Genomic DNA, 10,142 nt, shown 5'->3' on the forward strand with positions numbered 1-10,142 from the left:
CCAGCCCGGAACTCCGGCATTGCCGATGCCTTACCCGCGTACCGGCCAGGGCGGCCCGCCGCGCTTGACGCTTCCCGACGCGATCACCGGCAACCCCGGCGATCCGCGCTACCCGTTCCGGCCGGAGCCGCCGGCACCGCCGCCCGGCGGCCCACCGCCCGGGCCCCCGGCGCTACCACCGCCCAGCCTGCAGTCCACACCGGGTGAGGTGCCGCCCACCCAGCAGCCCGGAGGCCAACGGTGACAGCGAGACTTCGACAACGCCGCGCGCTGTTGGCGACCGCTCTGGTCGCAGTGCTCATTGCCGGGGTGTTCGCCGCGATGCGCGCCGGCGACCACGCCGCTCGAACCTTGGTAACCGCCTACTTCGACAACAGCACCGGCCTGTTTGCCGGCGACGACGTACGCATCCGGGGCGTGCCGGTGGGCAAGATCGTCAAGATTGAACCGCAGCCTCAGCGCGCCAAGATCTCGTTCTGGTTCGACCGCAAGTACAAGGTGCCCGCCGATGCCAAGGCTGCGATCCTGTCGCCGCAGCTGGTGACCGGACGCGCCATCCAACTGACGCCGCCCTACACCCGCGGGCCGACGATGCAGGACGGCACCGTCATCCCACAGGACCGCACCGTGGTGCCGGTGGAGTGGGATGACCTGCGCGTGCAGCTGCAGCGAATGACCGAGTTGCTCAAACCTACCCAACCGGGCGGCGTCAGCACGCTGGGCTCCCTGATCAACACCGCCGCCGACAACCTGCGCGGCCAGGGGGCCACCATCCGCGACACGATTATCAAACTGTCGCAGACCGTTTCGGCGCTGGGTGACCACAGCAACGACATTTTCGTCACGTTCAAAAACCTCTCGACACTGGTGTCGGCGCTGCACGACAGCGCGGATCTACTCGAGCAGCTCAACCGCAACCTGGCGGCGGTGTCCTCAGTGCTGGCCGACGACCCGAATAAGGTCGGTCAGTCCGTCGAGGCGCTCAATGCGGTCGTGGCCGACGTGCGAAGTTTCGCCGCCGACAACCGCGAGGCGGTCGGCACCGCGTCGGACAAACTGACGTCGATCACCAACGCACTGGTCGCCAGCCTCGACGACATCAAGCAAACGCTGCACATCGGCCCGACGGTGCTGCAGAACTTCAACAACATCTTCGAGCCGGCCAACGGTGCGCTGACCGGCGCGCTTGCGGGCAACAACATGGCCAACCCGATCGGCTTCCTGTGCGGGGCGGTACAGGCCGCTTCCCGGCTGGGCGGCGAGCAGGCGGCGAAACTGTGCGCGCAGTACATGGCGCCGATTTTCAAGAACCGCCAATACAACTACCCGCCGTTGGGGGAGGACCTGTTCGTGGGTGCGCAGGCCAGGCCCAACGAGGTCACCTTCAGCGAGGACTGGATGCGGCCCGATTTCGTGCCGCCGGCCACGAACGTGCCGCCGCCTGCGCCCGCTGCGCCGTTGCCCGCCGAAGCACCGGCTCCGGCTGCCCCGCCGCCCGCTGCGGCCGGTGCGCCGGTGCCCGCCGACCCAGCGGCGGGTCTGCGGGGCATGATGGTCCCGCCCGGTGGTGGCTCGTGAGCATCCGCTGGCTGCGCGCGACGGCGATACTGCTCCTGCTGATCGTCGCGGTATCCGGCTGCGGATGGCGCGGGCTGAATTCGCTGTCGTTGCCGGGCACCCAGGGCAGCGGCGAGGGCGCGTTCACGATCCAGGCGCAGATGCCCGACGTCAACAACATCCAACCCAACTCCCGGGTGCGGGTCGCCGACGTCACGGTTGGCCACGTGACCAAGATCGAGCGTCAAGGCTGGCATGCGCTGGTGACCATGCGGCTCAACAGCGACGTCACCCTGCCGGCCAACGCCACCGCCAAGATCGGCACCACCAGCCTGCTGGGTTCCTATCACATCGAGCTGGGATCTCCGAAAGGTGAAGCGCCACAAGGCAAACTGCGTGAAGGCTCGCTGATACCGTTGTCGCACGGCGCGGCCTACCCGAACACCGAGCAGACGCTGGCGGCGCTCTCGTTGGTGCTCAACGGCGGCGGACTGGGCCAGGTGCAAGACATCACCGAGGCGTTCAGCACCGCCTTCCGGGGCCGCGAAGGGGACTTGCGCAGCCTGATCGGCCAACTGAACAAATTCACCGCCGACCTCAACGAGCAGTCCGGTGACATCATCGCGGCCGCCGAGAGCCTGAACCGCCTGGTTGGCAAGTTCGCCGAGCAGCAGCCCGTCGTGGATCGGGCGTTGGCGACCATCCCCGACGCGCTCGCGGTGCTCGACAGCGAGCGGGACAACCTCGTCGAGGCGGCCGACAAGCTGGGCAAATTCAGCGCCTTAACGGTGGACTCGGTCAACAAGACCAAAGCGAACCTGGTCAAGGAATTGAAAGAGCTTGGGCCCGTGCTGGAGTCGCTGGCCAACGCCGGTCCGGCGATGACCCGAGCGCTCAGCCTGCTGGCCACGTTCCCGTTCCCGAACGAGACTTTTGAGAACTTCCAGCGCGGCGACTACGCCAACCTGACCGCGATCATCGACCTCACCCTGAGCCGGATCGACCAGGGCCTGTTCACCGGCACCCGTTGGGAATGCCATCTCACCCAGCTGGAGTTGCAGTGGGGCCGCACCATCGGCCAGTTCCCCAGCCCGTGCACCTCCGGATACCGGGGCACCCCCGGCAATCCGCTGTCTATTCCGTACCGCTGGGATCAGGGGCCCTAGATGTTGCATCTACACCGTCGAGTCAAGATCCAGCTGGCCGTCTTCAGCGTGATCGCGTTGGTCGCGCTGTCGGTGATGTCGCTGCACTTCGTGAAACTTCCGGCGATGCTGTTTGGCGTCGGCCGCTACACCGTCAAGGTGGAGCTGGCCGAATCCGGCGGGCTGTATGGCACAGGCAATGTCACCTATCGCGGTTCCGAGGTGGGTCAGGTGGCATCCGTGCACCTGACCGACAGCGGCGTCGAAGCCGTGCTGTCGCTGAAGTCCGGCATCGACATCCCATCAGACCTCAAAGCCGAGGTGCACAGCCAATCCGCGGTCGGCGAGTCGTACCTGGAGTTGTTGCCCCGCAACGGCACCTCGCGGCCGCTGCGGGACGGCGACGTGATTGCGCAGGCCGACACCTCGGTGCCGCCTGACATCAACGCCCTGCTGAGCGCCGCCAACACCGCGTTGCAGGCGATACCGCACGACAACCTGCAGACCGTGATCAACGAGTCCTACACCGCGGTAGGCGGACTCGGCCCCGAACTTTCCCGCCTGGTTGCGGGTTCGTCCAACCTGGCGATCGATGCCCGAAAGAATCTCGACCCGATGCTCGCGCTGATCGACCGAGCGCAGCCGGTACTGGATTCGCAGACCCACACATCGGATGCGATCGCGGGCTGGGCATCTCATCTGGCCACTGTCACCGCGGAGTTGCGGGACCACGACGGCGCGGTCGCGGGAACCATCGACCACGGCGGCCCGGCGTTCGCGGAGATGCGTCAACTGATCGATCGCGTACAACCCAGTTTGCCGCTCCTGCTGGCCAACCTCGTCAGCGTCGGCCAGGTCGCGCTGACCTACCAGAACGACATCGAACAGCTGCTGGTGGTGTTCCCGATGGCGATCAGCGCCGAACAGGCCGGGATCCTCGGCAACCTGAACACCAAGCAGGCCTACCACGGCCAGTACCTGAGCTTTAACCTCAACCTCAACCTGCCGCCGCCGTGCACCACCGGATTCCTGCCCGCCCAGCAGCAGCGCATCCCCACCTTCGAGGACTACCCGCAACGACCGGCCGGCGACCTGTATTGCAGGGTGCCCCAAGACTCGCAGCTCAACGTGCGCGGGGCGCGCAACACTCCATGCGAAACGGTGCCCGGCAAACGCGCACCCACGGTCAAGCTGTGCGAAAGCGATCAGCAGTATGTGCCCCTCAATGACGGCTGGAACTGGAAGGGCGACCCCAACGCCACGCTGTCCGGCCAGGGCATTCCGCAGTTGCCGCCCGGGGTGGCGCCGCCGGGCGCGGCTCCGCCCGGACCCGGTCCGGCCCCACCACCGATCGCCGCTGCCCAGTACGACCCGGCCACCGGCACCTACATCGGGCCCGACGGGCATCGCTACACCCGGTCGGATCTGGCGCAAGCCGCCCCGAAGGACAAGACGTGGCAATCGATGCTGCTGCCACCGCCGGGACCGTGACGGCTAATGCACGTATCAGGCACGAATCAGGACGGAGGACGGCATGACCGTAATAAGTGATCCGGCACTGGAATTCGACGACGAAGTTGTCGACGTTGACGAGGACGCCGACGACGTTGCCGACACCGACGACGTGCCCGCGGCGCGGAGCAGACAACCCAGGTCGCCACTGCGGCGCGCAATGCTGTTCGGTCTGGCCGTCGTCGTTGCGCTGGCGGCTCTGGCCGGCTGGTGGGGCTTCCGGCTGCATCAGTCTCAGCAGGCGCAGGCCCAGCGAAGTCAGTTTGTTCAGGTGGCGCGACAGGGTGCGCTGAACCTGACGACCATCGACTGGCAGCACGCCGAGGCCGACGTGCGGCGCATCTTGGACGGCGCGACAGGCGATTTCTACAACGACTTTTCCAAGCGGTCACAGCCTTTCATCGAGGTGCTTCAGCAGGCCAAGGCGAGCACGGAGGGCCGGATAACCGAATCAGGCTTGGAATCGGAGACGGCTGACGGCGCCGAGGTGCTGGTGGCCGTGGCGGTCCAGACGTCAAATGCCGGCGAGCCCGACCCAGTTACCCGGGCATGGCGTATGCGGATCTCGGTGCGCAAGATCGGCGATCACGTCAAGGTTGCCAACGTGGGGTTCGTGTCATGACACGCCGTACCGGTAACCGCAAGAAGGGCGACCCGATGACCGAAACACCTTCTGGGCCAGTGCAAACGCTGACCGTAGACAACGAGGCGGTGCAGGACGAGGCCACCACGACCGAAGCCGCGGCGCCGGCCGACAAGCCAGACCAGGACGCGCAACCCTCGCCGTGGTGGCGCCGCATCAGCTGGTCCCGGGCGATCGCTTTCGGGGTGTTGCCGGCGCTCGCGTTGGTGCTGGCGCCGGTCGTGGGTCTGCTCAAGTGGCAGGACGGCTCCGTGGGCGACGCCGCGGTGGCGCGCGCGGAATCCGTCCGTGCGGCCACCGACGGCACCATTGCCCTGTTGTCCTATCGCGCGGACACAGTGCAATCGGACCTTGACGCCGCGCGGGGCCGACTGACTGGCACGTTCCTGCAGGCCTACACGACGCTGACCCACGATGTCGTGATCCCGGGGGCGAAGAAGAAGCAGATTTCGGCTGTGGCGACCGTTCCGGCCGCTGCATCGACGTCGGTGAGCGCCAACCATGCCGTCGTGCTGGTATTCGTGAACCAGACCATCGTCGTCGGCCAGGAGGCACCCACGAGCAGCTCGTCCGGCGTTCGGGTCGGCCTCGACCGGATCGGGGGCCGGTGGTTGATTTCGCAATTCGACCCGATCTGAGTTTCCGACGATGAACCCATCCGGATCCCATCGCACCGCGGAAAAAGTGCTTGCGAGTGCGGCTTTGGTGTGCGCTGCGCTGTCCGGAATCGCGGTATCGGTCGGTGCGCCGTGTGCCCGGGCCGATGTGGTGGCCTATCTGGTCAATGTGACGATGCGTCCCGGCTACCACTTCGCGAACGCTGATGCTGCCTTGCAGTACGGGCATGGCCTCTGCGACAAGATATCTCAGGGCCGGACCTATCCCCAGGTGATGGGCGACGTGAAGGCCGACTTCAACACCTCCGACGAATACCAGGCTTCATATCTGATCTCGCAGGCCGTCAACGAGCTTTGCCCCGAGTTGATTTGGCAGCTGCGGGACTCGGCTGCGAACTACCGGCCTACGGAAGGGAAATACTGACATGCAGCATCGAGAGCTCACCGTTTCCGCGCTGCTCGCTTTGGCAGCCGGCTCCGTTCTGGGTATGCCCGCCGCGCACGCCGACAACAAGCGGCTCAACGACAGCGTGGTCGCCAATGTGTTCACCATTCAACATCAGGCCGGCTGCGCCAACGACGTGAAGATCAACCCGCAGCTGCAACTGGCCGCGCAATGGCACACCCTTGATGTGCTCAACAACCGAAACCTCGATGGCGACATCGGTTCTGACGGATCCAACCCGCAAGGTCGGGCCAATGCCGCCGGCTTCCACGGCAGCGTCGCCGAAACCGTGGCGATCCATCCCGCCATAGCGATCAGTGGCGTCGAGTTGATGAACCAGTGGTATGCCAACCCCGCGTATTTCGGGATCATGTCCAACTGCGCGAACACGCAAATCGGGGTGTGGTCGGAGAACACTCCGGATCGGACCGTTGTGGTGGCCGTTTACGGACAGCCTGAGCATCCCGTTCCGCCCCGAAACATTGCGCCGGACTTAGGGCTTCCGTCGCCGGTTGTCATGCAGGAGAACGTACCGCTCGACCCGGCGCCCGACTACGACGCGAGCGACGAGATCGAATTCGGCATCAACTGGTTCCCCTGGATCCTGCGCGGCGTGTACCCGCCGCCGGCCATGCCGCCGCAATAGCCGAGGCGGTGATGCAGGGGGACTGGTCGCCTGGACTTTGTGGTGAGCCCAGAGGCCGAGCGTGAAACCACTGCGAAAATGCGCCGATTTTCGCAGCCAGTGCACGCTCGGCGACGATGCTCTCAGCGGTCAATGCGGGCGACAACGCGCCACCCGTCATGCGGATTGCCGGGCTTTGCGGAGGACCTGTCCGTCTCTGGGCTCATCATCCTTCTCGATGGCCGATCGTGTTGGCAGGAAGGATGCCGCAGCCTGCACCAGGACCACCGCGAAGCAGATGCTCAGCACGGCCGCGGCGGCAACCACCGGCGCCGAGGTGTGCTCAAGATGCACCGCGATGATGGTGGGCCAGCCGGCGCCGAAGTTGGCCATGAAAAACGTACCCGGGAACAACACGAAGAGGCCCGCCAGTTGCCACTGAGCGGTACAGCGAGCACGCAGCTGCGATGCCGCCACGGCGAAGCACATCACCTGCGCGGCTTCCAGCACGCCGATCACCAACGGGTACTGGAAGATTCGGAACGCATGCGGACCCCAGTAACTGTAGAGCCCGCCGTTGATGCCAATGATTTCGAATACGGCCGATTCAAGCAGTGTGATGCCCGCAAAGACGAACAGCGTGCGGCGGGTCATCGTGCCGCGCGCGATCCGGTGAGCGATGTAGGTGCCCGGGGCGGCATACAGCACCACGTAGCCGCTGTGCGTCCAGATCGGTTGCGGGATACCGAACGCGGTGAAATGCGTCCACATGCCATGTGTGGAGTAGAAGTACAGCATCATCGCTGTGTCGTAAAGCGGCTCGGCGAATGCGCCGACCAGGGCCGCCAGCACCATGAGGGCATAAAACGGTGTCCGCTCTCGCATACCCATCCGGACCGCAATCACCAGCAGCACAGCGGTCAGCGCCCAGCTGACATTGGTCAGGATCGCCTGTGTGATGAGGTTCAATTCGTGATCGACTGGTGGCACGTGGTCACCCTATGAAAAAGATCACCGGTGCGCGTCCCCCGAACAGCGGAATATTGTCCCTCCGACAGAGTGAATGGGCCCTTCCGCGGCCAGTCGCTCGCCGGCGGCCAGAAACGAGCTGACCAAACCGGGATCGGCATAGTAAGGGTCGCCGACGCCGCTTACGAACCGCCGGCGGCTGTATTCGTAGAGCGCGGCAAGTTTGTACATCGCCAGCGTCGCATACCAATTGACCCCGGACACATCGGCTCCGGTGCGCTCTGCGTATCGGTCGATCAGCTCGGCGCGCCCGGGGTAGCCGCTCTCGAGCACCGCGGAACCCATCGCCGACGTCGGGACCAGCGGCTCGCCCGCCATCGGGTAGGACGTGAGCAGGTATCCCAGGTCGGCAAGCGGATCGCCGATGGTGGCGAGTTCCCAGTCAAGCACTGCTCCGACGCAACCTGCTCGGATGTCGACGATCATGTTGCCGATGCGAAAATCGTTGTGAACAATCGCGGTTCCGGATTCGGGGGGAAGATGTGCGTGGAGCCAATCGTCCAATGACGCGAAGGCGCGCGGCAGCGCTCCGTCCACCGCGATCAGCGACCGCATCCGCCGCAGTTGCCGGGCGTTGAACCCGTCTGGCTTGCCGAAATCGCCAAGGCCGACCTCGCGCCACGCGACCTTGTGCAGCGCTGCCAGGGTGTCGACCAGTGATTCCCCGATACGTCGGCGCAGCTGCTCGTCGGCGCTTGGCGCGGGCGTCGATTCGGTGATGACAACCCCATCGACGAAGTCCATCACGAACACTGGGACATCAAGAAGCTCTCCGGCGGCCGCGATAGCGCGCACTCGCGGAGTGGGTACATCGGTCCGCTCGAGGGCGGCAAGGAGCCGCGCCTCCCGCAGCACGTCATGTGCGCCCGGAGGCAGCGGCGGCGGTGGCGGGCGGCGGACTACGACTTGCGAGTGCCCGTCCGATACCACGAAGGTCAGGTTGGAATGGCCATCGCCGATGGCCTGTGCGGTTATCATCGGGCCGCACAGTCCGTGGTCGGCGAGGAACCGTCCCAGTTGCTGCAGTTCGCTGTCAGACCATGACCACATCAGGTGTCCAGCGCCGATAGATAGTCCAGGTAGCTGCCCTGCCAATGTGTTTCGAATTGGCCGGCTCCCTGTTCACCGTCGATGACAGCGCGGCAGGCCCCTTCGCGAATTACCGTCTGCAACCTGTCGTGCGTCGGCAGCTCGATCACCCCGAAGACATCGAGCTCCAGCTCGGTTCGCGTACCGGTGATGTCGGTCAGGGTCGCGCACAACCGGCGCTGGCGCATCTGCTCGCCGTATTCGGCGTGGTGGTCGATATGACGTACCGGGTAGGTGACCCCGTCCCGGACGACATAGCCGGCGAAACCCCATTCGCCCTTGGCGATCCATATCCAGCCATTGAGCGCCCGGCCCGATTCGGTGTAGGCGACGAACCATTTCCAATGGTGTGGCACGCCCCAGTCGCGCACTCCCCAGGAGTGGTCGCGATGCCCCATCCGGTCCCACTCGATGCGGCGGCCTGCGACTTCGAGCCGTCCGCGCACTCGGCCGGTCTGCTCGATCCGGTTGACCGCAAACCACGACGGCAATCCGTCCGGATTGCAGTGATAGCTGAATGCGTCGTGAATCCCGTTGAACGCGAACTCGATTCGGATATCCTCGCGGTCGTAGCTCAGCAGGCAGGACTTACGCAACTCGGGCTGCGTGAGAGTGAGCCCGCCGAATGAGAATTCGTCGAGATCGGCGTGGTCCGGTACCCGCCCCTGATGGAGGTGCAGCGCCAACGGGCGTGCGTCCGGCCCCCAAACGCAGACGTTGTAGCCGGCCTTTCCGCTGCCGGTCAGGTACAGGTAGACCTGCACGCCGAGTTCTTCCTCGGGCATGACCAACTCCCAGAACAGGCTGTCGCGTGTTCTTTCGCCGGCCACCGGCCGGTGCCGGAGGTCGTCGGTGGGACCGAGCCCGTCGCGCAGTGCGGTCATCGCGCCTCGTTCCGCAGGTTCACCAGCGCGCTTCGGGTCGTCGGCACCTGCACGGCCAGCGACTGGCCGCGGCTGTCCACCTCGAGCGCCGATCGGAAGGAGGTGTTCTCCAGGTTGCGCAGGAACGCGTTCTTCGTGGATCTCCTGCTGCCGTCGGAGTTTTCGGCGATCGTTTCAGCCAACTCGATCGCCGCGTCAAGCGCGCTGCCCGTCTCGGTGAGCCGGTCGGCCAGTCCGATGCGATGGGCTTCGGCGGCCCGCACGGTGCGCCCGGTGAACGCCATTTCGGCGGCACGGCCGGGTCTGATCAGCCGGACCAGATTCCACGAGGTGCCGAGCTCGCCGATGGACAGCCCGACCCGTACGAAGCCCGCGCTGAAACTCGCGGTGTTGTCGGCGACTCGGATGTCGGCGGCCAGCGCCAGTGACAGACCACCGCCGGCTGCCGGACCGCTCACCGCGGCGATCACCGGATACGGCAGCGCGCGCAGCCCGGTCGACCCCGACGCCGCCGTCTCGACCAGATCCGTGAAGTCCGACACCGACATCCGCGAGATGACTTCGACCTCGTCGAGGTCGAAACCGGTGCAGAACGC

At 65.6% G+C, this 10,142-nt stretch carries 11 protein-coding genes and 1 pseudogene; 8 read left to right on the plus strand and 4 right to left on the minus strand.

Going from position 1 to position 10,142, the window contains the following annotated elements; translation table 11 throughout:
• From VML93_RS32310 to VML93_RS32345, 8 genes and pseudogenes are all read left to right on the plus strand, one after another.
• Window positions 1-244 (plus strand): annotated as a pseudogene (locus tag VML93_RS32310) (mammalian cell entry protein); the annotation flags it as partial.
• Complete coding sequence (locus tag VML93_RS32315) at window positions 241-1,578, plus strand: virulence factor Mce family protein (RefSeq protein ID WP_325616953.1); 1,338 nt, start codon at window positions 241-243, stop codon at window positions 1,576-1,578. The pseudogene VML93_RS32310 and the gene VML93_RS32315, both read left to right, overlap by 4 nt.
• Before the next feature lie 11 nt (window positions 1,579-1,589).
• Window positions 1,590-2,723, plus strand: coding sequence for a virulence factor Mce family protein (locus VML93_RS32320; RefSeq protein ID WP_325616966.1), 1,134 nt, complete (start codon window positions 1,590-1,592; stop codon window positions 2,721-2,723).
• Window positions 2,724-4,193 (plus strand): MlaD family protein, encoded by a 1,470-nt coding sequence (locus tag VML93_RS32325; protein ID WP_325616955.1) that lies wholly within the window; start codon window positions 2,724-2,726, stop codon window positions 4,191-4,193.
• A 43-nt stretch (window positions 4,194-4,236) separates the two neighbouring features.
• Window positions 4,237-4,836, plus strand: coding sequence for a mammalian cell entry protein (locus tag VML93_RS32330; RefSeq protein WP_325616957.1), 600 nt, complete (start codon window positions 4,237-4,239; stop codon window positions 4,834-4,836).
• 176 nt (window positions 4,837-5,012) lie between these two features.
• Complete coding sequence (locus VML93_RS32335) at window positions 5,013-5,495, plus strand: hypothetical protein (RefSeq protein WP_325616968.1); 483 nt, start codon at window positions 5,013-5,015, stop codon at window positions 5,493-5,495.
• A gap of 10 nt (window positions 5,496-5,505) precedes the next feature.
• Window positions 5,506-5,898, plus strand: coding sequence for a DUF732 domain-containing protein (locus VML93_RS32340; protein ID WP_325616959.1), 393 nt, complete (start codon window positions 5,506-5,508; stop codon window positions 5,896-5,898).
• A gap of 64 nt (window positions 5,899-5,962) precedes the next feature.
• Entirely contained in the window at window positions 5,963-6,565 is a 603-nt protein-coding gene (locus VML93_RS32345; RefSeq protein ID WP_414686506.1) for a CAP domain-containing protein, read from the plus strand.
• 156 nt (window positions 6,566-6,721) lie between these two features.
• Here VML93_RS32345 and VML93_RS32350 read toward each other — a convergent pair whose 3' ends face one another.
• The 4 genes from VML93_RS32350 to VML93_RS32365 form a co-directional block, all read right to left on the minus strand.
• Window positions 6,722-7,534, minus strand: coding sequence for a hypothetical protein (locus tag VML93_RS32350; protein WP_325616962.1), 813 nt, complete (start codon window positions 7,532-7,534; stop codon window positions 6,722-6,724).
• Window positions 7,535-7,555: 21 nt separating this feature from the next.
• Window positions 7,556-8,623 (minus strand): phosphotransferase family protein, encoded by a 1,068-nt coding sequence (locus VML93_RS32355; protein WP_325616963.1) that lies wholly within the window; start codon window positions 8,621-8,623, stop codon window positions 7,556-7,558.
• Complete coding sequence (locus VML93_RS32360) at window positions 8,623-9,546, minus strand: DUF7064 domain-containing protein (protein WP_325616964.1); 924 nt, start codon at window positions 9,544-9,546, stop codon at window positions 8,623-8,625. The genes VML93_RS32355 and VML93_RS32360 overlap by 1 nt, the downstream gene beginning before the upstream one ends.
• Window positions 9,543-10,142 (minus strand): enoyl-CoA hydratase/isomerase family protein (locus tag VML93_RS32365; RefSeq protein WP_325616965.1); only part of this gene is annotated, 600 nt, incomplete at its 5' end. The genes VML93_RS32365 and VML93_RS32360, both read right to left, overlap by 4 nt.

The organism is Mycobacterium sp. (assembly GCF_035499775.1).
Classification (GTDB): Bacteria; Actinomycetota; Actinomycetes; order Mycobacteriales; family Mycobacteriaceae; genus Mycobacterium.